The organism is Luteolibacter rhizosphaerae (assembly GCF_025950095.1).
GTDB lineage: Bacteria > Verrucomicrobiota > Verrucomicrobiia > Verrucomicrobiales > Akkermansiaceae > Haloferula > Haloferula rhizosphaerae.
In genome coordinates, this window is the sequence record NZ_JAPDDR010000004.1 from 368,337 (window position 1) to 394,520 (window position 26,184).

Below are 26,184 nucleotides of genomic sequence, written 5' to 3' on the forward strand. Positions count from 1 at the left end.
CTCTCAGTCCTCGAAGCGCAGGCGATAGTAGCGGCGGTCTTCGGCGGGGAGTTCGACGCCTTGATGCGTGGGCGTGTCGACGGGGGCGAAGAAGAAAGAGCTTCCACGCGGATAGGCACGGAGTGCTTCTGGCGAGACTTCCCAATGGGTCAGGTCGCGGCTGGTTTCCAGGATGCCGGTGCTGTGCATCGGCAGGAAGGGGACGCGAAGGAGGAGCCTCGGGTCATTGCGGATCCAAGGATTCGGCAGGATCTGCAGCGAGGGTGGCATGGAACCGGCGCTGAGGGGATCGGTGCCGAAGCGATACTCCATGCGGTTGCTGCTGCCATCGCCATCGGAGTCGAGGTCGCCGGATCCTGCAGGCAAGCCGTGGCTTGCTTCCCACGCCGCGTAGTGATTCTCCGGTGACTCCACTTGGAGCGCCGTCACCCAGCCTTGCAGTCCGGTATTGGTGGCGTCTGCGACCGCATCGGCGAAGAAGCTGCGGTTCACTTCCATCAGGCGGAAGCTGACCTCATGGGTGCCAGCCGGGATTCGCACGGCCACCTCTTGCCAAGCGCCCTTGGTAGAGGCATCGACCCGGGCTTTCTCCTGGGCTCCTACCGAGATGGAGAGATGCTGGCTCATCCGTGTGACGCGATCACCAGGGACTGTAATAATCACGCGGCTGCTGGCGGACGCATGGTCGCTCCCGGCGAAGTCATCGAAGCAACGGGCGCTCAATTTCAGCATGGCCGGGCCGGTGATGGTCGTGCTCAGGGTCTTGCGGCCGGATGCCACGCGGGCCGCCCGGGTCCATCTGCCATCCGAGTCAAGCAGCGCCACGGGATGCCAAGGTACTTGCCCGCTGATCGGGTTGTCGCTCGCCAGTTCGAGCCCGCCCGCGGGGGCTGCCGCCTGGGCGAGGGAAGTGGCGGGAATCTTGCGGCTCTTCAGGCCATCGATCCATGCCTGAGGGTGTGGTTCGTAAGTGCCGATCGAGTGGGACCAGACCAGCGCATGCTCGCCGGCATTGATATCGAACTCCACCTGCGACCATTCCCCGGTGGGGGCGGGTAGCGGCAGGACGGAGCCATCCACGCTGAGGCTCAGTTGGCCCTCGCCGCTCTTCTTCCAGCAGAAGCTGACGCGAGCCGGGCCTTTGAGGGTGGTGAGGGCGATGTTCTCCTGATTCGTGTATTTCAGGAGCGACCACGCGAGGTCCTTCCCGACTTTTGCTTGGGACGAATCGAAGCCGAGCCAGCCATAGCCCGTGACGGCGGCCTTCGCCTCAATGGCTTGGGCAAGGGTCCGCGGCTTTAGATTGGGCGTGAGCGCGCCATCGAGGTAGGGCGCGGTTTCCCCGGATTCCGGATCATAGGCCCAGCGGCTGTAGCCACCGGGTGCGAGCATCGCGATAGCTTCGGTCCAGCCGGGCTCGGGGTTCGAGTAGATTTCCGAGGTACCCTCGTGATCGCTATGGAGCAGTCCGCCGGATGGGAAATCGGGCCGACCCCAGCGTAGCGAGAGAGGTCCGGTCTTGGCCGGAGAGAAGAAGTAGAGCTGCGCGTGCAGGCCGAGCGCCCAAGCATCCTGACCGCCCTCCATCACAAGGCTGCCGCCCTCATCCCCGATCTCGAGCGCGAAGATGCCGGGGGCATCGAGTGCGTCGGAGAGAGGTGTGATGCCTTTCACCAGTGTCATGCCACTCAAGCGCCAGACGGCATCGAAGGCCTGCGGATCGCCTGCTGCCGGTGGTGGCTGTTCCTCGTCCCATGGCTCGGTGACCCAGCGGAGTGTATGGGATCCGGCAGGCAGGGTGAGGCGCATGCGCTGCCATTCGTGTTCGCCCAGACGCAGCACGCGGCTGCCATCGACGAAGAGGGAAACCTGCGAGTCGCCTGCATCGGAATTGAAGCGCAGGTGGGAGTCCCAGGATAGCAAGCAGGGGCCCTTCACCACGGTCTGTGTCCATGAGCTGCGGTTGGGCAGGGTGCGCATGAGCAATGCGGGCGCGCCGTCGCGCCCACCACTGCCGAGACCCGTGGCGGGATTGCGGGAGTCGGTCTTCCACTTCTGCTTCGGCAGGCCCGCTGCCTGGGTGAGGGGGAGTGCCGGGGCCGGATTCCAAGTCACCAGATCCACCGCTCCACCGGCGAAGTCCAAGCCGGAGCCCTGGGGATTCCGCAGCGTGAGGCGGATCTTATGCGGTCCGCTGCCGGTGATCCATTGCTCGTTCCAAGTGAGCCCGGAGATAACCACGGGCACGCCATCGATGCTGAGTTCCCAGAAGTCCCAAGGATTCGAGGGGACCTCGTGACCCGCGAGCGGGCGCAGCCAGAAATCGAAACTGCCCGGGCCGTCCACGGTAGCTTCCAGCCAGGCTTCCCCACCCAGCGGCACGGCCGCGCCCGCCGAGCTGCCGCCGTGGGCTCCAGGATCAAGGTTGAAGGTGAAAGGCGTGGCTGCCGAGGTGGTCCACCGAACTCCGGGAAGGCTGTCGAGCGCCTCGTTCAAGCGGTCGGGCGAGTACGAGGTCCATCGTACTTGGTCCAGGTGGATCCGCAGCATGGTGCCGCCTAAGGAGCTCACCACCCACTCCAAGAGTGCGGGGCCGGGCTCCGGGATCTCGATGGAAACCTGATCGGGACTCACGAATACAAGGTCTCTCGGGACGCCATTGACAAGGAACTGGATGCTATCTCCCGATCCTCCGCCGTAGGTGGCCCAATTGAAAACGATGCGGCCGGGCCCGTAAACGGAGGTGGCCAGGCGCGATTCCTCACCGGCGGCAAGCTGCGGGGACACGGCGAAGTCGTCCGTGGCTTCCCGCGAGGTGCCCACCCACGGGAGTTCCGGGCCGCTATGCCAGATCAGGTAGGGATCGTCCAAGGCCTCTGTTAGGTCGACGTCGAGAACCGGGGTGAAGCGGATCTTGTCGAGGGCGAAGCGGGGATTCTCCTGGTTACCGTTGATCGCGAACGACCACTTCACGCGATGCAGGCCGGGCGGGAACCAGACCCGCTCGCTCTTCCAGCCGGATTCATCGGAGGTCCAGCGGACCAAATACAGGCCGGCATTGGTGGCGCTCTGCATGTGGAACCCGGGCGGGAAAGAGCTGTTGTGCACCGTGCGATCGTTGAACCAGCGGAAGTCGAGGAAGCCGGGACCCTCGAAGGCGGTCTCCACGGTGCCCGTGTCTTCATCGGAGAGGAGGGTCGTGTTCCCCTCGGTATCCGGCATGCCGGTGACGGTTCGCCAGAGGCCGGTCGTAAGGAGGACGGGGAGATTCGTCTCCGTGGCAGGCAGCCAGTCGCCGGGCTCGGCCAAGGGCTCGATGCTGATCCGCGAGACTTCGACAACCCCATCCTCACCTCCGGTAAATCGTTTGGCCACACCCTCGATGAGGTGCTGCCCTGCCGGAACCTCGAGGATCATTTTGCCGTATTGCAGGTAGGTCTCGGCCACCGTCAGGGGCAGGCCGTCCATCGTGATGGAGAAGTTGGCGAAGCTCGTGCCATTCACGCCGATGACGACTTTGGCCGGGCCATTTACGGGGAAGCGGAGGCTGGCGGTAGGCGCGGTGCCGGTGAGATTCGTGCGGACGGCGTAGGTGCCGGTGGAGGGCGAAGCCACGATCTGCCAAGGGGCGGGCCCGCCCGATGCCACCACACCGGCCGGGAGAGGGAAGGCCGCGGCGATATCCGCAGGCGGACTGATCAAGCGCAGTCGATGGATGCGCGATGGATAGCCCGTGGCGCTGAGTCGGAGCGAGTGCTGGCCCGGCGGGAGCAGATAGGTGCCGGTCATCCCATTCGGAGTCAGCCCGTCGGGCACGCCTGTCCAATCGCGCTCCTGACCATCGACATGCAGTTGGAGGCTGCTGCGGTGTTCCACCACGAGCAAGCTGCCTCCCTCCACGGTGGTGGAGATCGCGCTGTTCTCCGGCAGCACCACGAGCGAATCGTTGGATCCGCCGGGGCCGGCCACGCCGAAAGGCAGCTTGCCGGATTGTTCGTGCTTGGCCCAAGTCAGGCCGGGGGTCTTCAAGGCTTCCGCGATGGCCAGTTCGGGCAGGATCTCGACTTCGTCCACGGCCATGTCGAAGGAGCCGCGCCCGGTGAGACCGGAGGCAGGGCCGCCATTCCACTCGGCGAGGTGGCTTCCAGCCGGGACAGGGAGGAGATTCCGGTTCCACTGGTCCATGTCGAGCGCCTGCCAAGCACCGCCATTCAGACGGAAGCTAGCCAGACCGTTCCCGCGCCGCAGATAGCTATAGCTCAGGATGCCCGGTCCTTGAAAATTGGCGCGCAGGGGCGGGCCGAGGAAGGGCTCGCTGGTTTGTGAGCGATCCACTTTGAGGTGAGACCATGCCGCTTTGCCATCAACGCGGGAGATGCCATCCCGTCCGATCCAGGCGTTCTCGCCATCGCTACTGAGACTGACTCCGGCGCCAGCGGCTGCCTCATTCAGGGGTAGCGGGGTGTAGGGCTCCCAAGTGGCATTGCCGAAGGCCAGGAGATACGGGTCGCCATTGATGGGGAGATACTCGCGATAGGCCTCCCAGCGGACGAAATGCTCCCCGGGACCTACTTCCGCACGTGGCGGATCATATCCTGTCTGCGTGGTAGCACCGGATTGGACCCCGTCGATGGTCACGCTGGTCCGGAAGAGTCCGGGTTCCGCGATCCAGCCCAGTCCCACCACGCCGGGGCCGGTGACGCGGGCTTCGATCAGGGTGGTCGTGCCCGCAGGGATGCCCCGGACCCTCAGTTGGGAGGGCTGGATGTCCCACACCGCGGATTCAAAGCTGTCGGCACTCCAGTCCGTGCCGGATGGAGCGTGCAAGGCTGTGGCCACCTGCTGGGGCGTGGGTGTTGCAGCCCTTGCCGGAACAGTGGCGAGGCAGAGGAAAAGGGGAACCCTGGAGACAAGGGGGAGGAGGGCCATGGGAGCGGATGCACGCAGGGCGGGCATGCCTTTTTGACCTCAGTCCGATAACTTAATCAAGCCGCGAGATATGTCCCGGGGCTTGGGGTCAGGACAGCAGGCGGCGGGCAGCCTTCAGGGTAAAGGCCCCGACGATCGAGCCGAGCAGGTCCGCTATGAAATCCGGCAGATCATTCCCGCTGCGACCGAAGACGAAGCTCTGGTGATACTCGTCCAGCGCGCCGGTGAGCCCGGCGGCGAGGATGGCGAGGAGGAGGATCCGCCGCCAATTCGGCGTGGCAGGCTGGAGGCGAAAAAAGAAGGCGGCAGCCACGAGGCCGCCGCCGAAGAAATAGCAGAAGTGGATCAGCTTGTCGCTGAACTTGAAGTCGAGGCCGGCCGGGAAGTGGCGGGCTTCGGACGAAAGGACCCACAGCGTGGCGAACCAGATGGCAAAGGCGGCGAGCCAGAGCCAAGGGCTGCGCAGGAGCTGCCGGATCCGCTTCACCTTACTGCTTGCGCAGCTCGTCTTCCAGTCGCTCGGCCAGCCACTGCTTCATCATGGACTGGTAGTTCAGGAAGCGGGAGCGGGCGATCCGTTTGATGCGGGAAAGCATCCGGGGATCGAAGCGCAGGGTGATGGTCGTGGACTCGCGGGAATCGGGCTCGTGCACGGAGCCGGACATCACGCGGGCGTCCAGTTCATGGGTGTCCCAGAAGCGGGCTTCGGCTTCCTCGTCGTCAAAGGCCGGGATATCCGACCAGCGGGTGATGGGCTGCATGGGCTGGCTCATTTGAACTCGGCGTATTTCCGCTCGTAGAATCGCTGTTCACCTTCCGTCATCGCGCGCGCGGTGATCACGCGGGTGCGCTTGCCATCCGTCCAGAAGCAGAGGAAGAGATAGCGGTCCGCCACGGTCCGCCCGAGGGCGTAGTAGCGGGACTCTGCCCCGTCGTGTTGATGGTCCGGAAGCAGGCGCACACCGAAGGGATCCTCGAGAGCTTCTTCCAGCTCGCGAGGTTTGATGGACTTCAGGTCGAAGTGGACGTCGATGAGGTCGAGTTCCATGGAAAACGTTTGCGGCCCGGAGAAAACACGCTTTGCGGGGAATGGGGAAGCGGAAAGGTCACGGAATGCCGTTTCTGCGGGAATCCCGTCCCCATTCAGCGACGTTAGGGGGGCGGATTGTCTTGGAAAGGGGGTGGAGGGGGATGGCTGCTAGGCTTCCAAGTGCCGGCGGATCCAGTCGGGATCCCGACGGCAATCGGCCGCTGCCCACACCACGACCTCGTCTTTTTCTTGGGTATAATAGATGGCGTGGGGGAACACTCTGCTTAGGGCTCGATGGTAGTCGAGATCGACTCTGCGGTGAATGCCGCCGGTGATCTTCAGTCCCTCGATATCCGCTTTGAGACAGGAGGCAAAATATTCGCCGAGCCCCAGCTCCTGCGCGTCATAGAAGCGAAAGCCATCATTCAGATCGAGCAGGGCGTCCGCGGAGATCCGGACTTTGATCATGCGCGTCCGATCGTATGCTTCACTTCGTCCCAATCCAGGATCGCCGCTTCGCCTCTGGCCGCTCGTGCCCTTCTCTCTTCAAGAAGTGCCTTATCGCGGGGCGGAATATCAAAGCTTTCGGCCCGGCTACGCAGATCCTCCCAAATGGCTTCCATGATCTGGAGCTTCTGGTTGAGGGGGAGCTGGGTGACCTCGGCAAGACTCATGGCTTCCAGCCCTTAACCGGCTTCCGTTCCGATTCCAACCGGATTCGCCGGTCCGATGGCTTGCTGATACCGCGCCACGAAGTAAGGCCCCACCTGCCTCTCGCTGTGGGTCTGGAAGCCCAGCCGCTCATAGGCGGCACGGAGCCGTGGGCGGGCGGCTTCGCAATCGAGGCGGAGATAGCGTCTTCCGGCTTGGCGTGTGGCATCGCGCGAGAAGGCGATCATCGAGCTCATCACGCCTTGCCCCGCGAACTCCCGGCGCACGGCGATGCGGTGCAGGTAGAGAGCCTCGCCTTCCGGGAGGTCCGGCCAGAAGAGTGGATCCTCCGGCTGCATCTTGAAGACCCCGGCGGCTTTTGATCCGGCCCATGCGAGATAGAAGAGTCCGGCCTCCACATCCGCGGCGATGCGATCGGGGGCCAGTTCGCCGTCCTTCCACATCGGCGTGCCGGATTCCACAAGCCAGCGTGCGGCTTCCTGCAGGATACCCGAGACCACTCCGGTCTCCCCCGGCGCGGCTTGGCGAATCTGGAAGCCGGGGTTGTCGGAGACGGTTGTCATGGTTGCGGTGGGGAGACTTGCTTGTAGCTGATGTCGCGGATCAGGCCACTAGGATTGTTGCCAGAGATAAGGGGTGCTGCGGGAAGAGCGTGAGTGAACATCCTGAGCCCCGGTAGGGGCGGAAGATGTTAGCCGGTGGCGTCAGCCACCGGAATTGATGGAGCGATATTTGAAGTCCCGGCAGGGACGACACGGGGGTGTGGAGGGTGGCGTCGCGAACAGCGGGCATTTCATCCGTTCGGGAGAGCGAGGTGCGCAGTATGGGATGAAGGTGGATGCCGAGATGGTTGGCTCCGTGCCGTCCCTGCCGGGACTCGGTTCGCCGCTTCTCGCAACCGGTGGCTCACGCCACCGGCTAACATCTGTCGTCCCTACCGGGACTTTGGAGATCTCCCGGATGCTGCCTCCGAATCCGTGATGACTCAGTCCCCGAACACATCCACCGCCAGGCGCTGGATGGTTTCCACATCGATGCGGAAGGCATTCGGATCGCCTTCGACCTGACCCACCCAGGTGCGGTTGCCCGGGGTGGTTGCGAGCGGGGCGAGGCGCAGGATGTATTGGCGCGTGCCGGTCTTCACTGCGTCCTTGTCATAGGCATCGGCGAGGATGCGGAAACTGAGGGCGGGAGAGGCGAGAGCGTTCTTCGCTTCCTGATCGTCCGGGGCCAGCCAGCGCTCGCCCTGCAGTCCCAGTAGCACCTTCAGCAATTGGTCGGCGCGCGCGGTTTCCAGTTCGGCGCTGCGGTCTTTACCCTCTTGGGTGGCCTTCCAGCTCTGCTGGATCATGCTATACTCCAGCAGCAGCGGCGGCTTGCCAGCGGTTACCCGCTCGACTTGGGAAACGTCCACTTCGGCGATCGACCATGGATTCGCGCGCCGCCATTCCCACGGCTGCGTGGCGAGGGCGCGGACATAGGTATCATCCACCCGCATGACGGTGGGCACACCTGCGCGCATCGCATGCCAGGTGCCGTCGAGCGAGCGACCGAAGACGAACTCATAACGCTCGCCGCCGAAGGCGAGGAAGCGCAGCGAGATCGAGGGGCGGTCTAGCCCGTAGGGTGTGAGGTCCGTGGCGGCATCCGTCACGAAGTCCGCCACGCGGGTCTGCGTGAGCGTGCCCACCATGCGGGTTAGCGTGGCGTAGTTGATCGGCTGCATCTTGCCCGCCGTATCCTGATACTCCCAATCGCGGCCCTGCTCGCGCACCACGGGAATCTCAGGACCGGTGGAGGAGTGGATCAGGATACCCTGGATCGCCGCCGGGTTCAGCAGCGTGAGCATCGGATTGCGCAGGTCGTTGATGGTGTCCGGCAGCTCGGCCAGCGAGACCAAGTCGTCATCTTCTTCCTCCGCGGGAGCGCCGGGCTTGGTCTCGGTCGGCACGCTGGCCAGCGGCTTGAGCAGCAGTTCGAAGACGGTGTCCGGGCGATCGCTCACGGTGGCGTAGACCGTCTCCGCCTCCGCGCTGGCGGGAGGCATGATCTCCAGGATGACTTCTTGAGCTTGGCCGAAGTGCTTGATCGCGATCCGCTGGCGACCGTTGGTTTCCTCCGCTGGCAGGGTCACCTCGGAGCGGTCCATCACGCGCTTCGCACGCAGCTTGAAGAGATCGGTGAGCAGCTTGGTCACCGCGTTCACATCGGTGGGAAGCTCCTGCGGCTTGGTGATGCGCCAAGGGGCCTTCTCCCCGCTGCGGGAGAGCAGCACCTCGGCCTCGCCGTTCTTGAGGCGCACGGTCTCTAACAACAGGGGATTGCAGAGGAAGGGATGGTGATCCCGCAGGTGGCGGAAGCCATCGCGGAAGAGCGAGTGGATATCCCCGGTGCCCGCATAGGTGTCGTCGCTGCGGCCTTCGTCGAGCGGCTGGATGAAGACCGTGCTGTCGTGCCGATCGTTCTCCTTGTCGTATTCCACCCACAGCGTCGGGCGTCCCAAGAGATAGTTGGCCAGACGATTGCCGTCCTTGTCCTCGATCAGCACGCCGATGGTTCCGTCGCGCAGGCCGGCCTTCGCCGTATCGATCTTACCCTCGGGGATGATGTCCACCACCTTCGTGCCGAGCGTGAACTGCACGATCAGGTTCGCCACGCGGGGGTCCATGCGGTCCTTCCACGGCTGGACGATGCGCCACATGCCGTCCTCGAACACGCACTCCGCCTTCACGCCGTTTCCGGCCAGGTGGATGCGGTGGATGTTCTGCGTCTCGAACTTGTAGAGATTCCCGCCGATCTCCGCGCCTTGCGAGCCGAGCAGGCGGTCGAGGCTGCCGTCCTTCACGTGCAGCACCGCCACCAGGGCGGCCCCGGCGGCGAGGATGAGCAGGAAGAAGGTGAACGCGAAGGATCGCATGAGAAGTCGGATCAGGCCCGGCGCGATGACCAGACGATGGCGCCGATGATCAAGGCGAAGGCGGGCAGGAAGAAGAGGTTCACCCGGTTGATGAAGGAGAGCTGGCTATCCAGCAGCGGCAGCTTGTAGGTGCCCAGCGTCAGCGGGCCCTCCCCGGTGAGTTCCTCGCGGCCCATCAGCCAGTTCACGGAGCTGGCCACGAAGTTGCGGTTGATGTCGGTGAGGTGCTTCGGCGCGAGGAAATCGGAGTTCGAGATCACCACCATGCGGGAGATCTGGTTCGCGGTGTCATCGCGACCGCCGGCACCGCGGATCACGGCTCCGGCCAGCGAGAGGCCGGTGTATTCGCTGCGGCGGGTCTCGCGGTCCTGGATCATCGGTCCGCGGTTGTCCTCGGAGGGATCGAAGACCGGATTCGGCGTGGCGAACTTCGTCTCACCCCAGAACTCCGGCGGAGTCTTGAGCAGGGAGGTGGGGAAGATCTTCTTGTTGATCAGATCCTCGTTGTTGTTCTCGCGGATCTCCAGGCTCGAGGTCGGACCTTCCAGCAACATCGCCTTGCCGGCGAAGTCCTGGGTGAAGTCCATGCCTTGCGTGAAGTTCCCGCGTGCGGTGGAGATGACCTGCTCGCCCTTCTTGGTGATCACGCGGTCCTTGCCCGGGGTGATGCCTTGGTTCCGCAGGAAGGCGCGCAGGTGCGGCGGGGTCTCCGAGGAACCGAGGGTGACGAGGATGCCGGAGTTCGCGCGCTGCCAGTATTCCTCCAGCACGGCCAGCTCGGCGGCGCTGAAGTCGTAGGCCGGATTCAGGATCGCCACCGCTGCGGCGTCATCCGGGATGCGGTCCAGCTCCGCGATGCGGGCGCCCAGCGTGAGCGCGTTCTGCGTGAGCAAGATGTTCTCGAAGCTGGCGAGCGGGGTGTTCGCTCCGTCTTCCGTGCTATAGCCGCTCTTATCCACCAGCAGGTAGACCTTGCGCGGCTTGCCCTCCACGGCGGCGACCACGCCGGTGGTCATGGCGTCTTCACCCTGGAAGCCGGTCATCTTGCGCTGGCCCTTCTGGTCGGTCTCGAAGCGGGCCATGCGCTCCGCCTCGATGAAGCGGATGTGCGGGTTCGCGCCGGAGGAAGCACCCGCCGCGGCGGCTTGCTCTTTCTCCGCCTTCGACCGCGCATCCACGATGATGAGGTCGGTGTTGAAGATCGTCTTCTTGTAGGCCTCGGTGTAGACGCTGCCGAATTGATCCACCACCTGCTGCGCGCGGTCAGGCGAGCGCACGGGGTCGAGCAGTTCCAAGCGGACCTTGCCATTCGAGAGGCGCATGTATTCCTCCGCCAGCACGCGCACCTTCTCGTACATCGGGTTCACCCGGCGGAAGGCCACCAGCATGCGGATCGGCTCCTCGCGATCACGGATCGCCGCGGACTCCAGATAGCGCCGGGTGGAAGGAGAGAGCGTGTAGGATGCTTCGCCGCTCAGATCCTTCGGGATATGGTGCTGCGCGCTCAGGTAATTCAGCGCCACGAAGAGCACGACCACGCAGAGGATCTGCACGATCAAGAGCAGACCGGTGCCGAGACGCCGGATGGGTTTCGCCGCCTTTGCTTTAGGGCTTTCGGAATCCGTGCTCATGTAAGGTTAGCGGCGCCAGCGGCGGTAGTCGATGACCTGGTAAGTGATGAAGAGGACGAACACCGCGGAGCTCAGGTAGAAGACCACCGGGCGCGTATCCAGCAGGCCGCGGGTGAAGTAGTGCAGGTGCTCTTGGCTGGAGATGTAGTGGAAAAGTCCGGCAGCGCGGAAATCCTCGCCCCAAATGTTCGTCACGTATCCCAGGAAGAACTGGATCACCAGCATGCCGATGGTGAGCAGGCCCGCGATGATCTGGCTGGAGGTCAGCGCGGAGGCCAGACAGCCCACCGCGGTGAAGGCCGCACCCATGAGCAGGATGATGGAGTAGGCACCGAGCATGGCCCCGGGAGCATAGGCCGGCGGGATGTCCGTGACCCACTCATACATGCGGAACTGCAGGTAGCCCGGGATCCACAGCAGGGTGTAGAAGGTCATGGCCGCGCCGTACTTGGACAGCACCACCTGCCAAGTCCGCACGGGCGCTGTGAGCAGGCCTTCCAAGGTGCCGCTGCGCTCTTCCTCCGCGAAGAGGCGCATGGTGATCAGCGGGAAGATAAAGAGGAACCAGAACCAGAAGAGCGTGGTATTGAAGACCGAGTAGACCAAGCTGTCCTGGCTCGGCGCATCGCGGAAGCCCTTCATCGCGGTGGAGAGGGCCGCGCCCTGCATCGCCGTGACGAAGGCGAAGACCACCCAGCCGAAAAGGTTGAAGAAATACCCTTTCAGCTCTTTGCGGAGCATGATGAACAACAATCGCATGAATTCGGTGGGGTGCCTGCGGGGCCGCTTGTTTAGGAGAAGCCCGCGGGGCGGGGAAGAGGAAATGTTGGAGCGTGAAAGACCGGGGCGGGTTCGTGCGAGGGATCGCCCATCGCCTGTTTCAAGCGGGTGCGGGCTTTCTGCTCGGGCTACGCGGCTTGGCGGGGTCAGGGCGACAAGCGCTCCACGGCCCAGCCTTTGTCCGATTTCTCGTAGAGGAAGCGGTCATGAAGGCGGGCGGGGCCGCCCTGCCAGAACTCGATGGTCTCCGGCACTACCCGGAAGCCGCCCCAGAAGGAGGGCAGGGGGATCTCGCCGTCGCGGAACTTCTCCGTCACCTCGTGCAGCTTCTGCATCAGCAGCTTGCGGGAGGAAACCACGGAGCTCTGCTGGGAGACCCAAGCCCCGAGTTGGGAATCGCGCGGGCGGGAGATGAAGTATTTCAGGGACTCCGCCGCGGAGATCTTCTCGGCCCGGCCCTGCACGATGACCTGCCGCTCCAGCGTGATCCACGGGAAGAGCAGCGAGACATTCGGGTTTTCCGCGATGTGCTGCGCCTTTCGGCTCTCGTAGTTGGTGAAGAAGACGAAACCCGCGGTATCGAAGTATTTCAGCAGCACGGTGCGGAGTAGGGGCCGGCCCTTCGGATCGACCGTGGCCAGGCTCATCGCGTTCGGCTCATGGAACTCCAGCTCGGTGGCTTGGCGGAACCATGTCTCGAACTGCCGGATGGGGTCCTCGTTCAGATCCTCGCGGTGCAAGCCGCGGCCGGTGTATTCCCTGCGGAAATCGGACAAGTCCATGCCCGGGAATAGGGCGGGGAAGGCTGCGTGGCAAGGGTGGGGCTAGGCCCCCGCTTGCAAACCGGAGGAGGGGTCCAAGGTCTTGACGCCGGTCCGCGAAAAGTCGGTGGTATTGCGCGTGACAATCGTCAGCCCGTGCCGGATGGCGGTAGCGGCAATCTGACTATCGAGAGAGGGGACGACGATTCCCGCGCGGTCCCAGCGTGCCTTGTGCTGCCCCCATACATGGGCGACGCTTGTATTGAATGAGAGGACTCGGCCTTGGAGGGACTCGCACACCGTCTGAAGCCATCGATCGAGGCGGGTTTTCCGGTCGCCGTCGTCGAGTAACTCGATTCCACGCCGCATCTCCGCGATGGTAATCGCGCTTACATATAGCTCGCTCTCGTGCCCGCGGAGCCAAGCGATCACGTGAGGATCGGGTTTCGGCTTTGCGGTTTCGCTAAAGACGTTGGTGTCGACCAGATAGCTCACAGGGAGAGCGGCTGAGAGCTATCGCCATCCCGCGGAGGAACCTCGAAAGAAGACGGGCAAAGGGTCAAAAGATCGACGAGCCCGCGGTTCGGAGGATTGGCCACCTTTCGCAGGGTGATCGTGTCCTCGTCCTCGACCGAGATCTCCAGATCGTCGCCAGCATGGAGATGCAGTTGCCGGATCAAGGCGCCCGGCAACTCGATGTGACCTTTCTGGGAAAGGACGGTAGTCATGCGGCTACTATGGTCTGAAAGCCCGGGCCCGGCAAGGCACAAGCCTCCTCCTCACTTCCCCTCATAGATCACCTGAACGATCCACGGCGGACCGCTGACTCCGTGGACGTGCACGCGCAGCACGCGACCGCCGCCGCTGTAGCGCCTTTCCTTCGAAATCCGGCTCCCCATTTCGCTGGAACCGCTGTAGTTCCCGCTGAATCCGATCGGAATGGCGGCCTTCTCGTACGAATCCACCACGGCTTGAGCCGCATCGTTCGTGGTGAAGACAAGCACGCCGCTGGTCTGGCTGGCGTCGTCGCGCTGCACGACCATCTTCTCGTCGATCGCTCCGGGGTAGCGGGGCACCCACGCGGGGATCTTGCTCAGGTCACCTTTCGCGATCGGGGTGGCGGCTCCGGTGGCGTCCTTCACCTCGGTCTTGCCGAGCACGAGCGAATCGTAGTCGGTGGCGATGTTCTCGCCGCTGGCCTTCGCGCGGATGGTGATGCTGCCTTTCTCGACGTCCTCGGAGACCTTCTCATAATCCGGCAGCTTCTCCATCAGTGCGGTCACGGCATCCTGGCCGGGGTGCGCCTTGAAGGCCTCCATCACCTTCTTGCCGACCGTCATCGCGGTGATCCCCGCGATGACGGCGATGAGAATGATCAGGCCCCCGCAGCCGATGCCCACCCACGCGACCGGCGGCAGGCCTTTCTTCGGCGCGTGCCCGTGACCGGGGGGCGGTCCCATGTAGGCCGGGGGAGCCGGGGCCGGAGGTGGTGGAGGGGGCGGCGGCGGGCCTTGGGTGTAATCCATGGCTTATCTTCTATCAACTCGGCCGCGGCGATCAAGCACGCGGATGGGGCACCGCCCCTCAGCGGGACTTCACCACCCAGGTCTTGGTGATCGTGTCGTGCCAGCCGCGGGCATCGGAGCCCAGATAGGAGAGCGGCTCGAAGGGGATGATGCGGCAGAGGCTGCGCTGGAGCATCTTGCTGAAAGGCGGGCGCTGGCCGTCCTCGCCGATGATCTTGGTGCCGGTCACCAGCTTGCCCAGCGTGGTGCCCAGCACGCCTTCCATGAAGATGTAGTAGACGAGAGTCAGCGCGTAGCCGAGCAGCACATCGTTGATGCCGGAGAAGGTCTCCTCCGTGGCCCCGAAGAACATCGCTCCGACCAAGCCAACGACGAAGGCCATGGCGAAGACCACCACCCGGTCGATCAGGAAGTTCAGGAAGCGCGGCCCGCGGCCTACCTGCACCGGACGCTCCAGCGGCAGCGGCGGAGCCTCGGGAGTAGCGGCAATGGCAGGTGCGGCGTAGGGATTGTTTTCTGGCTCCATTTCGGGGCCTAGTTATGCCGATAGCAGCGGGCCCTGCCAATCCAAAAGCAGTAGCCGGTTAGCGGCTCCTTACCACCCAAGTCTTGGGGATCGAGTCGTGCCAGCCGCGGGATTCCGAGTTGAAGAGGGAGAAGGGCTCGAAGGGAATGAAGCGGCAGAGGCTGCGCCCCAGCGCCTTGCCGAAGCTCGGCTTGTTGCCGTTGGCATCCACCACCTTGGTGCCGGTCACCAGCTTGCCGAGCGTGACCCCCGTGGTGGATTCGAAGATCGCGTAGTAGATGGCGAAGAGGCCGTAGATCATCAGGTTGAACGCGACTCCTTCTCCCGCGTTTTCATCATCCAGGGTCCCGCCCGCGACCACGCCATAGATGAAGGCCAGCACCCCGACGCCCACAACGAGGACGGTCGTATCGATCAGGTAGTTCAGGAAGCGCTGCCCGCGCGAGGCCGGGATGAAATTCTGCGGGGAGGTAGGAAAGACCGGCGGTGCGGTAGTGACACTAGGCGCGGAGTAGGGGTTGTTCTCAGGCTCCATATCGGGGTCTGTTAGCAGGATGACGTATCTCTGCCAACTTCAAAACCCATGATCAAAGCCCCGGGAACTTGCCCTTCATGTTCTTCATCATCTCCTCGATGTTCATGCCTCCGAGGCCACCCTTGCCGAAGCCGGGGAGGTTCGGTATGTCCCGCATGCCGCCGCCCATCTGCTTCATCATCTTGTTCATCTTGTTGGGCGAGCGCATCATCTTCCGCATCTCGCCGAATTGCTTCAGCAGCTGGTTCACCTCCACCAGCTTGGTGCCGGAGCCCTTCGCGATCCGGTCGCGGCGGGATTGCTTGATGATCTCGGGGCGGCGCCGCTCGTCCGGCGTCATCGAAAGTACGATGGCTTCCGTACGTTTCATCCGCTTCGGGTCGAAGGCGGCGTCCGGGATCTGCTTCTTGATCTTGTTGAAGCCGGGCAGCAGGCCCAGCAGGCCCTTCATGTCGCCCAGCTTCTGGAGCATCTTCATCTGGTCCAAGAAGTCATAGAAGTCGAACTTGCCCTCCGCGAGGCGCTGCATCGACTTCATCGCGTCCTTCTCGTCGATCTTGGAGGCGACCTGCTCCACCATGCCGACGATATCGCCCATGCCGAGGATGCGGTCGGCCATGCGGTTCGGGTGGAATTCAAAGAGCTGGTCCAGCTTCTCGCCCTCGCCCGCGAACTTGATCGGCTTGCCCGTCACCGCGCGCATGGAGAGCGCCGCACCGCCGCGCGCATCGCCATCCAGCTTGGTCAGGATGATGCCGGAGATGCCCACCGCTTCATCGAAATGCTTGGCCACGGAAACGGCTTGCTGGCCGGTCGCGGAGTCCGCCACGAGCAGGGTCTCCTGCGGCTGCACGAATTGGTGCAGGCGCTTGAGCTCCTCCACCAGACGCTCGTCGACCTCCTGGCGACCGGCGGTGTCGAAGATGATCACGTTGTGAGGCTGCGTCTCGGCCCATGCGAGGGCCTCCCGCGCCACCTTCACCACGTCCGTCTCGCTGGCTTCCGGGGTGTAGACCGGCACGCCGATCTGCTTGCCCAGCACCGCGAGCTGGTCGATCGCGGCGGGGCGGTAAAGGTCGATTGCCACCAGGAGCGGCTTGCGACCTTCCTTCTTCAGGCGGTTCGCCAGCTTGCCAGCGGTGGTCGTCTTGCCGGCACCGTTCAGGCCGCAGAGCAGGATCCGGGCGGGCGGTGTGAGATCGAGCGGCACCTGGTCGCCGCCGAGCAGTTCGGCCAGCTCGTCGTGGAAGATTTTGACGATCTGCTCGCCCGGCTTGATCGACTTGAGCACGTCCGCGCCAACCGCCTTCTCCTTCACGTGGGCCACGAATTCCTTCGCCACGCCGAATTCCACGTCCGCTTCCAGCAGGGCCAGACGGATGTCGCGCAGGGCATCGGTGATGTTGGACTCGGAGATTTTACCGACGCCGCGGAGGTTGCGGAAGGTCTTGTCGAGCGAGTCGGCGAGATTGCTGAACATGGTCTTGGGAAAGCGGAGAGCTTGGAGCGGGGAGCTCGGAGTCTGAAATTGAAACTTGGAACTTGTTACTTGGAACTTCTCTCGGGCGTGCCGTCGTCCAAGGGCACGTAGGAGGCCTCGGGATCGATGCGGAAGGACCAGCGCAGCGGAACTTCGGGCGGCTTGCCCTTGCTGTCCAGCCAGGACACGGCCACCTGGCAGACCGGGGAGCGCAGGCGGCGGTTCACCTGCCAGCTCAGGACCTTCGTCTCCGCATCCAGCACCGCCGGCACCTCGCCGAAGCCGCCCACCTTCATGGTCAGCGTCTTGGGGTCCATGTCCTGCACGCCGGAGAGGTCCGCGCTGAGCAGGGGCAGGCGGGAACCCACCGTGGTGCCCGGCTCCGGCTGCACCGGGTGCGGGGTCGTCTGCGGGGCGATCACGGGATTCGCGCCCGCCGCCACGCCGGAGATCTCGTTGAAACCGGTGGCCAGCTCGAAGATCCGGTCGTGCGTGCCCAGGATGATGTAGCGCGGGATGATGTGGTCGTCATTCGTGCGCCGCACCTTGCCCGGCAGCACGGTGAAGAGGTGCTCGTAGCCGAACTCCTTCGAGATCGGGTCCATCTCGGCGGTATGGATGCCGCCCGGGTAGGCGTAGGTCGTCACGCGCCCGCCGAACTTCTGCTCCAGGAACTTCTTGGACTCGCCGAATTCCAGCTTCAGGAACTTGTCATAGGCCTCCGCGCCCTTCCGGCGGTGGCTCTGCGGGTAGGAGTGGGAGACGGAGTGGCTGCCGATGGTGGCCCCGTTCTTCTGCATCTCCTTGATCATCTCGGAGGTCAGGGCCTTGCCGCCTCCATCCACGTAGTTCTTGTAGAGGAAGAGGGTGAAGGGGAAGCCGAACTCCTTCAGGATCGGGTAGGCATCCGTGTAAACGGCCTTCCAGCCGTCATCGATGGTGATGACGATGCTCTTGTCCGCGATGTCCTTCTCCCCGCGCTTCCATGCCTGGAAGTCCGCCATGGTGATCACCGGCAGCCCGGCATTGCGGATCGCCTCCATCTGCTTCCGGAACTTGGAGGTCCGGATGATCATCTCCGACTCCGGCGCGGTCTCCGAGAAATCGTGGTAGCCCAGCACGGAGACGCGCACCCCGTCCTCCTGCTCGGCAGGCGGCGGTTCCGGGGCGGGCGGTGGCGGCGGCGCGGGTGTCTGCTGCGCGGCAAGCGGCAGGACCAGGGCGAGCAGGAGAGCAAGCTTCATTCGTCTGGCCCCACTGTAACGTCCCCGGCACGCCTGCGAAGCGCGAATTGCGGCGGTCTACACCGCGGATTTCTCACTCCCCGATCTCCTTTTTCAGGGTCTGGGACTTCTCCTTGAAGTTCTCCTTCGCCTGCTCGTGGAGCCTCGTCTGCGCGGCGGCGGCGGCATCGATGTCCGCCATGATCCCGTTGTAGGTCTCCAGATCCGCGTCGTTCACGAAGGCGAGTGCTCCCTCTTCCAGCATCCAATCGCTGCGGGTGGCCTCCAGGTGATCGATGGCCCTGTCCATGTGATCCATGATGGAGAGTTCGAGCCGCCAGTTCTCCTCGGCGATGTTCGGGCCATCCTTGGTGCGGTTCTCATAGCCTCTCAGGTAGGACTTCTTGTCGGCGGCGCTGAGGTCATACTTCTCCAGGCGTTCCGGGATGCTGTTCACGATCGCCAGGCTCTTCACCTTGTAGCGCTCCGCGGTTTCGCGCAGCGCGGAGGCGATCTGCCGGCTTTCGCTGAAGTCCTTGTCCGCATCGAGCCGCTCCGGGACCAAGAGCCGCATCAGCCCTTCCTTCTCCATCGTCGCCACATATTCGTTCTGCATGGCGATCGAGTCGTTCATCACCGACTGCATCAGGTGGCGGGCCACCTCCATGCTGCTGGCACCTCTCGGCAGGTCGCCCTGCTGGATCCGGAAGTCGGTTTGCTTCGGCGTGCCGTCGGCCTCGCGGCTCTCGGACAGCGCTTTCTCCATGTCCTCCATCATGCCATCCACCTGCTGGACCTGATGATCCTTCTTCTTCCTAGAGTGCTCCGGTAGCACGCTGACCAAGGTTCCAAGGAATGCCAGTGCGGCGATGGTGAATACGGAGAAGCTGTAAGTCTTGGCGAGGGAACTCCGGAAGGGGCGCTTGAATGCAAGCAGCAAGGCGGCTGCCAGCGAGCCCACCAGCAGCGCAATCAATATCTGGACGAGCAACATGCCGACCCCGAGACCCGCCGTGTAGCCGATCTGATCCGGAGTCGTATCGCTGGTATTCCTGATGAACGAGGCGCTGATCGCGAAGGCTGCCGCCAACAAGGTCGAGACGTAGATCCAGACGCGGGAGCTTTTCTGCGGCGGTGCTGGAGTGGGCGCAGGCCCGACGAAGAACGGATGAACCGGCGGTGGGGCCGCGGCAGGCGCGGGCTGGACCTCGGAGGGCGGGGACTCCGGCGAAAGCGGGCTCATCTCGATCTCGCATGTGGGACAGCGCGTCTCGACCGGGGTGAATCCGCTGCCCGAGTCCGCCGTCCGGCCACACTGCTTGCATTGAAACTTCGGCATAACTTCCTAGACCCATCCTGCCCGAGCCGCGTCACCCGGGCAATGAAACATCCGCCGCAGTTCAGCGCCCCTCCGCCTTGGCCGCGTCGTCCTCGTTCCACGCCTTGATGATGGCGGAGAAACGGGTCAGCGGTTGGCCCTGCGAAGGAGAGTAGAAGACGGGGTCTTGGAGCTCCAGACGACCGTCCGGTGGATCCAGCAAGGCGACTTGCGCTTCGTAGTCCTGGCAAGGAACGACCATGGCATAGGTCCGACCCTCGGGATCGTGGGGCACATTCACAATTGCGGCCCGTTTACCGATCTTACCGAGCAGATCGTAAGTATCCACCAGCTCTTCGATCCGCTCGTCCAGTTCCTCCCGGGATGCCGGGTCCACCTCGGCCATGGCTTGGGTGATGAGGGCCCGTGCCTCCGCGATCTGTTCCGCATCCGGTGGATCGATTCCTAGCAAATAGGCGTCCACCGGTCCCTCGGAGGTTTGCTTGGTGATGCGCTCGATCCGCTTGGTGCGTGTCGCTTCCATGACTTCGAATGCCTTCATCAAGCGCCCTCCGGCACGCCTCGCCGGCACCGTTGCGAGCGGGGCAGGGGATGCTTCCTCACGGGTGCTGGCGCTGCGGGCCTTGCTTGGCTCTGCAGCCGCTATCGCAGAGGGCTCAGCCTTCGCGTCCCCGCCTCCCCAAGAAGCGGTCGCTTCGTTCTTGCCAAGACCTTCTTGCAGTAGCCTCGGCACCAGCAGGCCCAGGCACAGGAGCACCAGGGCCAGCCAGAGAGGCCATCGCGAACGCTTGCTCGGAGTCATCGACAGTGACGCGAGGATGAGCCGCCGGTGGAGAGGATGTCCAATTCCTTAACCGGCATCACCGGGCTTACAGCCGCAGGACCAGCTTCTTCGGCGGGGCCGTGCCGCTGCGTTCTTCCGCCCATCCCTTGGATGCGGTCAGGTCGCTCTTCCAGCTATGGATGCGGCCACCCGGCCCATTCGTCCCCGAGCCCTTGCGCCAGCCGGAGGCATTCCGTTGGTGCCACCAGAGGTCCACGGCCTTGCAGTCCATCCTGAGCGTGAGCCCGTATTCCCGTGCTTCCTCGAGAGTACAAAGAGGTGAGTGTGCGCTTTCGTGATTCTCACTCTCACTCTTCTCTCGTCTATTCTTCTCTCCTCTCTTCGGGGTGTCAGCAGAAGCATCCGGTGATGGGTCAGTCGATCGCGTGCCCTTGCGGTCCGGTTTCTCAAGAGGCGGTGGCATCATCGGCTTGCCCTTGTTCTCCGGCACTTCGGCCTCGTAGTCGTCCATCCAGGGCAGCCTGCCCGCGGAGCGCACGGTCCAGGCATGGACCATGGTGCGGTTCAGGTTCGCCCACTCGCGCACTTCCCACCAGGTGCCACGCGGGACCAGCCAGCCGGACTCCGGATCGGTCATCCGTTCCCACAGCTTCTCGTCCGGGCAATCGACATCGCAGATTGCTCCCAGCTTGGCCGGATGCAGGCGGAAGATCCATTGCCGCCGTGCCTGCGCATGTCCCCACAGGTTATACAAAGCCCGGAAGGCCTGTGCTCCTCCAATCGCCCGGCTCAGCAGGCGGAACTTCCAATGGTGAATCAAATCCGGCTCCACAATCATCGTCTTCTTTCCCTTTCTCCCTTGCTCATGACCATCGGGAGACGGATCCGCGGATGCATCACGCGACCACTCCCGCCATCCCTCGACGGAGAATCCACACCCCATTGGTGCGGGCATCCTTGCCACCTCCGTCGTATCTCCAGATTAACAGGGAAGCGCCAATTTTGGCTACCGGGAGCGCTAGGCTTTTAGCAAGGAAGTGGCCGGCAAGGCCGACTTTTTTCGCTTCGGCAGGCGGTGTAACCATCGCGCCTACTTTACCGGGGTCCATTCAAGGAACTTCTCCCCGGATACCGCCTGAAGCGAGAGCCCGAGGGCTTCTGCGATCGCTCCCGAAGCTTCGCGTTCGATCAGGTCGCCCGAGTTTCTCAGCACCACGTGGTAGCGCGCGCTTCCGGCATCGCTGCCGGTGGACCAGATCTCCGGGTCGAAGCCGCTCACCTTCTTCTCCCTGCCGAGCTCCTTCCATTCCGCAGCCTTCGCCAGCGCGGCGGCCTTGTCGGGGAAGGTCCCGGCTCTCAGGTAGATGGGCTCCTTCGTCCGATGTGCCCGCACCTGCAGGGTGAGCGCGCTTCCCACGCAGGCCCAGTGGGACTCGCCATCGCCCAGATCCTCGTCGTGCTTGGAGAGCTTCAGGTAGATCTCGCTGCCTTGGTCGTTCACTTCCAACACGGTCACCGGGGTCTCTTCCAAGCGGCCGCCGAAGATTTCGCCGACAACCTGTGCCCGGGCGAAGAGGGTCATCGTTTCGCCGAAGGTGACCGACTGGTCATCGCTGACGGCGAAGCCTTCGAGGTCCGCCGGGCTCCTGCTGTCGCTTAGCAGGGGATAGCGCGCCAGCACATCGCCAAGACCGAGCTCCTTGTCCTGATGCTTCACCTCCACGGTGACCTTAGGCTGCGTGGCGGGATCCTCGTGCTCGGGATCGATCATGCGCTTCGCATCCGTCAGCAGCACCTGCTTCAGGTTCTTGCCCGTGGCCTTCGAGCGCTCTTCCAAGAAAACCTTGGTGTTGCTGTTGTAGTAGCTCCCCAAGTTGTCGAACTCGCTGCGCAGCACGGCATAGTTGTCCGCATTCGCACCCAGCAGGCGCTCGTCGATGACCACGACATCCGGAGGAGTGGCCCCGGCACCGGTGATCCATAAACCCCAAGCCATGCATCCCGCCAGAAAGCGCTTCATCCTGTGATCAGAGCACAAGCCGGGAGATGTGCAATCCGGCGGTGTGGATATGCCTTCGATCAAGGTAGGCGCGCTTGTGAAAGCGCGAAGGGAGTAGCGGGAACCACCCTTGCTTCCCGCGGTGTCACCACCGCGTCTACGTCGATATGGCAAGGTCCCGGCCAGTCGCCTGAGGTAGTCAAATCGCCTGCACCTGCTTCAGGCCTTCCGCGATGTGAGGATTCACCTTGTGCTCGTAGGTCTCCATGCCCACGCGGATCGCGTTGCGCACGGCCACTGCGGTCGAGCCGCCGTGGGCGATGATCACCACGCCATTCACGCCGAGCAGGGGACTGCCGCCGTAGGACTCCGCGCTGGCGCGCTCCTTCAGCGCCATGAAGGCGCCCTTTGAAATCTTCGCTCCGAGCATCCGGATCGGGCTGCTCTTCAGCTCCGCCTTCAGCCACTTGAACATCGCCTTGGCCGTCGCCTCGCAGGACTTCAGCACCACGTTGCCGGTGAAGCCGTCGCAGAGCACCACATCCAGCTTCGTCTCGAAGAGGTCGTGGCCTTCCACGTTCCCCACGAATTCGAAGGGAGCCTTGCCGCTGTCCGCGAACTGCTTGAGCAGCGCGAAAGTTTCCTTGGTGAAGGTCGTGCCCTTCTCGTCTTCCTCGCCGTTCGACATCAGGCCGACGCGGGGTTGCTTCACGCCCAGCACGCCGCGGGCGAAGGCGCTGCCCATGATGGCATAAACCAGCAGGTGCTCCGGCTTGGCTTCCGGGTTCGCACCCGCATCCAGCAGGTGGCACACGCCGTGTTCGTTCGGCAGACCGGAGGCGATGCCCGCGCGATCCACGCCTTCGATCAGTCGAAGCTTGATGGTGGCGGAGGCCACGGCGGCTCCCGTGTTCCCGGCGGAGACGAAGGCATGTGCCTCGCCCGACTTCACCAAGTCCATCGCCACATTGATGGACGACTTCTTCTTGCCGCGCACCGCCTTCGCCCCGGATTCCGCCATGCCGACGGTCTCCGGCGCGTGGACGATCTCCACCCGCGGATCGGAGAGGGAGAGTCCCTGTGCCGCACACTCGGCCTTCACGGCCGTCTCATCGCCCACCAGGAAGATCTTCTCGATCTTCGGGTAGAGTTGCAGCGCTTCCTTCGCCCCGCCGATATTCACGGCAGGGGCGTGGTCGCCACCCATGGCATCGAGTGCTACTTTCATGGCGGGCAGGTCGCAGGCACCGGGCACAAGAAATCACCGGGCCGGACGAACCGGCACGGCGATCTTGAGAAATCCGGTGCGGGGCGCTTTAGAGCGCATCCACTTCAATCACCTTGCGACCGGCATAGTAGCCGCAGGACGGGCAGGCGATGTGCGAAGGCACGCGGCTGCTGCACTCCGGGCAGGTCTTGAAAATCGGTGCGCGCCAGCGATTGGCGCCGCGGCGCATCTTCTGCCGGCTTTTGGACTGACGGCGCTTTGGTACGGCCATGGCGGTAAGAGAATTTAGCGTTCGGAATCGAGGTTATCCAGTGCGTCGAGGGCGGCCCAGCGGTCGTCCCCCGTCGCGCGGGGGCGGGTCTCTACCGTATCCCCGTCCGGTTTGTCTACTGCCAAATAGCGGGGATCGATCTCACAATGCATCGGTTCGTCCGCCTCATCGCAGCGCGGGTGATCCGGGATCTCCAGCAGGATCTCCTCCCGCAGGGCTTCGGTCACATCCATAGGTCCTTCCTGCTCAATCTCTACCGAGACATTCGCCGGGTCCACCCGAAGGGTCTTCGTGAAGGGGTGAATGGTCCGCACGCAGGTCAGTTCAAAGGGGGCGGAAAGACTGCCGGTGAGCAATAATTCGGAGGCGAAACGTTGCACCCGCAGCTCGTAGACCAGCGGGCCGACGGGCTTCGAGGGATCGTGCTCCGGCAGATCGAAAAGTTCGGGCGACAGCTCGCCGCTGAAGTCCTTGCCTTCTTCCGGCAGGGTGGCGAGGTCGATGATGAGGCGCTCTTGCATCGGACGGGCAGCGTGGTGGATTGTGCCGAGGATTTCAACCGGCATCCGGTGCGGTGCAACGGGAAATGAGAACGCTGCTTCCCCGCATGCCCGTGGGAGCGATTATTTCGGATCAGCGAAGGACCCGGCTTGCCGGGGAGTCCCTTATGATATCAAGATCTGGTCCGTTCGTCCGGTCCCGCCCCATGTTCGCGCTTGCCCAGTTCGCCGCCCGGTTATGCTTGCCGCTTGTCCTCGCCGTCGATCCCTTCGACGCGAGACTGCCTGTTCCACCGACTGGGGCGGAGTTCGACCGAAAGCTGGAGGAGTCCAAGCAGGAGGCGGTCCGGCTCTACCCTGCCTTGGCCGATCCCAATTCGATCTTCTCGCGGGCGGTCGCGGAGGCCGAGAAGCAGGGACGGCGGAGTGCTCCCAAGGACTTCGATTGGCCTCGCTATCCCTTGAACGTCGCCCGAAGCACCGCTCTGAAGTTACGCATCCGCTCTCCGCACGACCCCGTCTTCAATGAAGTGGTTCCCACCTTCACCACCAGGCAGGGGGCTAGTTACTCCCAGCTCACGGTGAAGAAGATCCGGCGCGACGGGATCGAGGTGGTCCATGCAGGTGGCACGGCATTCATCCCGATCTCCGACCTCACCGATCCGCAGCGGGACAAATACAACACCCGCTGGGATACGGAGATGATCCAGCCCGGATCGATCATCCCAAATGTCGAATCGGCTGCCCGAAAGCGCGATGAGGAGATCCATCTCCATTATCGGACCCGGCTCGACATGCACCGGACCTTCAGCGCCAAGTCGAAGTTCGATTTTGAGCGGCTATTCTTGGAGCAGAGTCGGGATCTTTCGCTCACCGATGTGATCGCGACTCATCGCGATCGCTACATCTTCCGGCTCTATGAACTCGCAATGGTGGCGGAGGAGGCCGGAAACAAGGAAGCCTTGGAGAGGATCGATCGGGAATTGCGCGCGCCGCTTCCCGCGAAGACCCAAGTGATTCTCGCCGATCTCGAAGAGAAGATAAAGGTTCGCCGGGCAAGTTGCGACGTGCTTAGAACTCTCCTTGATGGAAAGAGGTGCGAACTTCTTAAAGACGGTGAGGTCTTGCTCTCCGGAGTCCGGAAAGACGGCAAGCTCGACCGCGGCGGCCTTGAGATCCTCTCGCCCGACCACATCCGGGTCACTCGCAACCATAACAACATGCATTCCCGCTGGGTTTTCAAGGTCGATGTCGCCACCGGTAACACGACTTTTGTGCCCGGAGCCGGTATCAACGAGGGGGAGGGGACCATGACCTTTCGCATCGGCGGCTAGTCGGCCGCCTGCCGTGCAAATCGATTGAGCGCTTGTTGAAATCGCTGCTAGATTCACCCTGACTATACGGTGTCCGGATTCCCGCCAGCCCAGATCATCCCGCCGCAGGTGCTTCTCGGTGCCTATGCCCAAGGCGTTTTCCCGATGGCAGACCAGGGCGAACTCACCTGGTTCTCCCCGCTGATGCGCGGTATCATCCCGCTCGATGGCGGCTTTCACGTCCCGCACGGGCTGAGGCGGGTGATGAAGAAGCAACCCTTTACCGTAAAGTGGGATAGCGACTTCCGCGGCACCATGCAGGGCTGTGCCAACCGTGACCGGACATGGATCGACACCACCATCCTGGAGAGCTACTGCCTGCTCCATCGCCTCGGCTACGCCCACTCCGTGGAGTGCCATGACGAGGAGGGTCTACAGGGCGGGCTCTACGGTGTCGCGTTGGGCCGGGCCTTCTTCGGCGAGAGCATGTTTTCCCGCAAGACGGACGCCTCCAAGATCGCGCTCGTTGCCTTGGTGGAAGAACTCCGGGCCCGCGGCTTCATCTTGCTGGACACGCAATGGCTCACGGATCATCTCCGTCGTCTGGGCGGACAGGAGATCCCGCGGGACGAATACCAGCGCCGCCTGAAGGTCGCCGTTGGCGATCAGGGCAGTTCCTTCCATCCGCCCGTGCTGGGGCCGGAGTGAGCTTCTGAGCCCCTGCCGGGACCTTGCACCGC

Annotated in this window: 28 protein-coding genes; 3 read left to right on the forward strand and 25 right to left on the reverse strand. The window is 63.6% G+C overall.

Annotated elements, in window-relative coordinates:
• Positions 1–3: 3 nt before the first annotated feature.
• The 7 genes from OJ996_RS09865 to OJ996_RS09895 all read right to left on the reverse strand — a co-directional run bounded on the left by OJ996_RS09865 (position 4) and on the right by OJ996_RS09895 (position 7,194).
• Positions 4–4,929, reverse strand: coding sequence for a hypothetical protein (locus tag OJ996_RS09865; RefSeq protein WP_264513384.1), 4,926 nt, complete (start codon positions 4,927–4,929; stop codon positions 4–6).
• A gap of 88 nt (positions 4,930–5,017) precedes the next feature.
• The gene (locus OJ996_RS09870; protein WP_264513385.1) at positions 5,018–5,416 is read right to left on the reverse strand and encodes a VanZ family protein; all 399 of its coding nucleotides are present in this window, start codon (positions 5,414–5,416) and stop codon (positions 5,018–5,020) included.
• 1 nt (position 5,417) lies between these two features.
• Entirely contained in the window at positions 5,418–5,690 is a 273-nt protein-coding gene (locus tag OJ996_RS09875) for a CopG family antitoxin (RefSeq protein WP_264513386.1), read from the reverse strand.
• An 8-nt stretch (positions 5,691–5,698) separates the two neighbouring features.
• On the reverse strand, positions 5,699–5,977 hold the full coding sequence (locus OJ996_RS09880) for a BrnT family toxin (RefSeq protein ID WP_264513387.1): 279 nt from the start codon (positions 5,975–5,977) through the stop codon (positions 5,699–5,701).
• Between the two features lie 150 nt (positions 5,978–6,127).
• Positions 6,128–6,427 carry a hypothetical protein gene (locus OJ996_RS09885; protein WP_264513388.1) on the reverse strand — a complete coding sequence of 100 codons (300 nt, stop codon included), beginning with the start codon at positions 6,425–6,427 and terminating at the stop codon, positions 6,128–6,130.
• The gene (locus tag OJ996_RS09890) at positions 6,424–6,633 is read right to left on the reverse strand and encodes an addiction module protein (RefSeq protein ID WP_264513389.1); all 210 of its coding nucleotides are present in this window, start codon (positions 6,631–6,633) and stop codon (positions 6,424–6,426) included. The genes OJ996_RS09885 and OJ996_RS09890 overlap by 4 nt, the downstream gene beginning before the upstream one ends.
• Before the next feature lie 12 nt (positions 6,634–6,645).
• Positions 6,646–7,194, reverse strand: coding sequence for a GNAT family N-acetyltransferase (locus tag OJ996_RS09895; RefSeq protein ID WP_264513390.1), 549 nt, complete (start codon positions 7,192–7,194; stop codon positions 6,646–6,648).
• Between the two features lie 157 nt (positions 7,195–7,351).
• Here OJ996_RS09895 and OJ996_RS09900 point away from each other — a divergent pair, with 157 nt between their 5' ends.
• Positions 7,352–7,612 carry a hypothetical protein gene (locus tag OJ996_RS09900; RefSeq protein WP_264513391.1) on the forward strand — a complete coding sequence of 87 codons (261 nt, stop codon included), beginning with the start codon at positions 7,352–7,354 and terminating at the stop codon, positions 7,610–7,612.
• Positions 7,613–7,616: 4 nt separating this feature from the next.
• On the opposite strand, the gene OJ996_RS09905 is transcribed toward OJ996_RS09900, so the two are convergent.
• From OJ996_RS09905 to OJ996_RS09990, 18 genes are all read right to left on the reverse strand, one after another.
• Entirely contained in the window at positions 7,617–9,548 is a 1,932-nt protein-coding gene (locus tag OJ996_RS09905) for a DUF4340 domain-containing protein (protein ID WP_264513392.1), read from the reverse strand.
• Positions 9,549–9,559: 11 nt separating this feature from the next.
• Positions 9,560–11,179 (reverse strand): DUF7088 domain-containing protein, encoded by a 1,620-nt coding sequence (locus OJ996_RS09910; RefSeq protein ID WP_264513393.1) that lies wholly within the window; start codon positions 11,177–11,179, stop codon positions 9,560–9,562.
• 6 nt (positions 11,180–11,185) lie between these two features.
• Positions 11,186–11,920: an ABC transporter permease gene (locus tag OJ996_RS09915; protein WP_264513394.1), complete on the reverse strand. Its 735-nt coding sequence runs from the start codon at positions 11,918–11,920 to the stop codon at positions 11,186–11,188.
• Between the two features lie 185 nt (positions 11,921–12,105).
• Positions 12,106–12,741 (reverse strand): pyridoxamine 5'-phosphate oxidase, encoded by a 636-nt coding sequence (pdxH, locus tag OJ996_RS09920; protein WP_264513395.1) that lies wholly within the window; start codon positions 12,739–12,741, stop codon positions 12,106–12,108.
• Between the two features lie 42 nt (positions 12,742–12,783).
• Positions 12,784–13,215 carry a type II toxin-antitoxin system VapC family toxin gene (locus tag OJ996_RS09925; protein ID WP_264513396.1) on the reverse strand — a complete coding sequence of 144 codons (432 nt, stop codon included), beginning with the start codon at positions 13,213–13,215 and terminating at the stop codon, positions 12,784–12,786.
• The gene (locus OJ996_RS09930; protein WP_264513397.1) at positions 13,212–13,448 is read right to left on the reverse strand and encodes an AbrB/MazE/SpoVT family DNA-binding domain-containing protein; all 237 of its coding nucleotides are present in this window, start codon (positions 13,446–13,448) and stop codon (positions 13,212–13,214) included. The genes OJ996_RS09925 and OJ996_RS09930 overlap by 4 nt, the downstream gene beginning before the upstream one ends.
• Before the next feature lie 51 nt (positions 13,449–13,499).
• On the reverse strand, positions 13,500–14,246 hold the full coding sequence (locus OJ996_RS09935; protein ID WP_264513398.1) for a hypothetical protein: 747 nt from the start codon (positions 14,244–14,246) through the stop codon (positions 13,500–13,502).
• A gap of 58 nt (positions 14,247–14,304) precedes the next feature.
• Positions 14,305–14,772: an RDD family protein gene (locus OJ996_RS09940; protein WP_264513399.1), complete on the reverse strand. Its 468-nt coding sequence runs from the start codon at positions 14,770–14,772 to the stop codon at positions 14,305–14,307.
• A gap of 58 nt (positions 14,773–14,830) precedes the next feature.
• On the reverse strand, positions 14,831–15,307 hold the full coding sequence (locus OJ996_RS09945) for an RDD family protein (RefSeq protein WP_264513400.1): 477 nt from the start codon (positions 15,305–15,307) through the stop codon (positions 14,831–14,833).
• 52 nt (positions 15,308–15,359) lie between these two features.
• Positions 15,360–16,787 (reverse strand): signal recognition particle protein, encoded by a 1,428-nt coding sequence (gene ffh, locus OJ996_RS09950; RefSeq protein ID WP_264513401.1) that lies wholly within the window; start codon positions 16,785–16,787, stop codon positions 15,360–15,362.
• A 65-nt stretch (positions 16,788–16,852) separates the two neighbouring features.
• On the reverse strand, positions 16,853–18,031 hold the full coding sequence (locus OJ996_RS09955) for a polysaccharide deacetylase family protein (RefSeq protein WP_264513402.1): 1,179 nt from the start codon (positions 18,029–18,031) through the stop codon (positions 16,853–16,855).
• Positions 18,032–18,104: 73 nt separating this feature from the next.
• On the reverse strand, positions 18,105–19,349 hold the full coding sequence (locus tag OJ996_RS09960; protein ID WP_264513403.1) for a hypothetical protein: 1,245 nt from the start codon (positions 19,347–19,349) through the stop codon (positions 18,105–18,107).
• A 61-nt stretch (positions 19,350–19,410) separates the two neighbouring features.
• Positions 19,411–20,151 carry a hypothetical protein gene (locus tag OJ996_RS09965; protein WP_264513404.1) on the reverse strand — a complete coding sequence of 247 codons (741 nt, stop codon included), beginning with the start codon at positions 20,149–20,151 and terminating at the stop codon, positions 19,411–19,413.
• A gap of 67 nt (positions 20,152–20,218) precedes the next feature.
• Positions 20,219–20,971, reverse strand: a complete 753-nt coding sequence (locus tag OJ996_RS09970; protein WP_264513405.1) for a hypothetical protein — start codon at positions 20,969–20,971, stop codon at positions 20,219–20,221.
• Between the two features lie 252 nt (positions 20,972–21,223).
• Positions 21,224–22,153: a hypothetical protein gene (locus OJ996_RS09975; protein ID WP_264513406.1), complete on the reverse strand. Its 930-nt coding sequence runs from the start codon at positions 22,151–22,153 to the stop codon at positions 21,224–21,226.
• Between the two features lie 178 nt (positions 22,154–22,331).
• Complete coding sequence (gene plsX, locus OJ996_RS09980; protein WP_264513407.1) at positions 22,332–23,360, reverse strand: phosphate acyltransferase PlsX; 1,029 nt, start codon at positions 23,358–23,360, stop codon at positions 22,332–22,334.
• An 88-nt stretch (positions 23,361–23,448) separates the two neighbouring features.
• Positions 23,449–23,631, reverse strand: coding sequence for a 50S ribosomal protein L32 (gene rpmF / locus OJ996_RS09985; RefSeq protein WP_264513408.1), 183 nt, complete (start codon positions 23,629–23,631; stop codon positions 23,449–23,451).
• Positions 23,632–23,645: 14 nt separating this feature from the next.
• Positions 23,646–24,197 (reverse strand): YceD family protein, encoded by a 552-nt coding sequence (locus OJ996_RS09990; protein ID WP_264513409.1) that lies wholly within the window; start codon positions 24,195–24,197, stop codon positions 23,646–23,648.
• Between the two features lie 140 nt (positions 24,198–24,337).
• Here OJ996_RS09990 and OJ996_RS09995 point away from each other — a divergent pair, with 140 nt between their 5' ends.
• Both OJ996_RS09995 and aat read left to right on the forward strand, forming a co-directional pair.
• Positions 24,338–25,465 (forward strand): hypothetical protein, encoded by a 1,128-nt coding sequence (locus tag OJ996_RS09995; protein WP_264513410.1) that lies wholly within the window; start codon positions 24,338–24,340, stop codon positions 25,463–25,465.
• A gap of 69 nt (positions 25,466–25,534) precedes the next feature.
• Positions 25,535–26,152: a leucyl/phenylalanyl-tRNA--protein transferase gene (gene aat, locus OJ996_RS10000; RefSeq protein ID WP_264513411.1), complete on the forward strand. Its 618-nt coding sequence runs from the start codon at positions 25,535–25,537 to the stop codon at positions 26,150–26,152.
• The last annotated feature ends 32 nt before the right edge of the window (positions 26,153–26,184 follow it).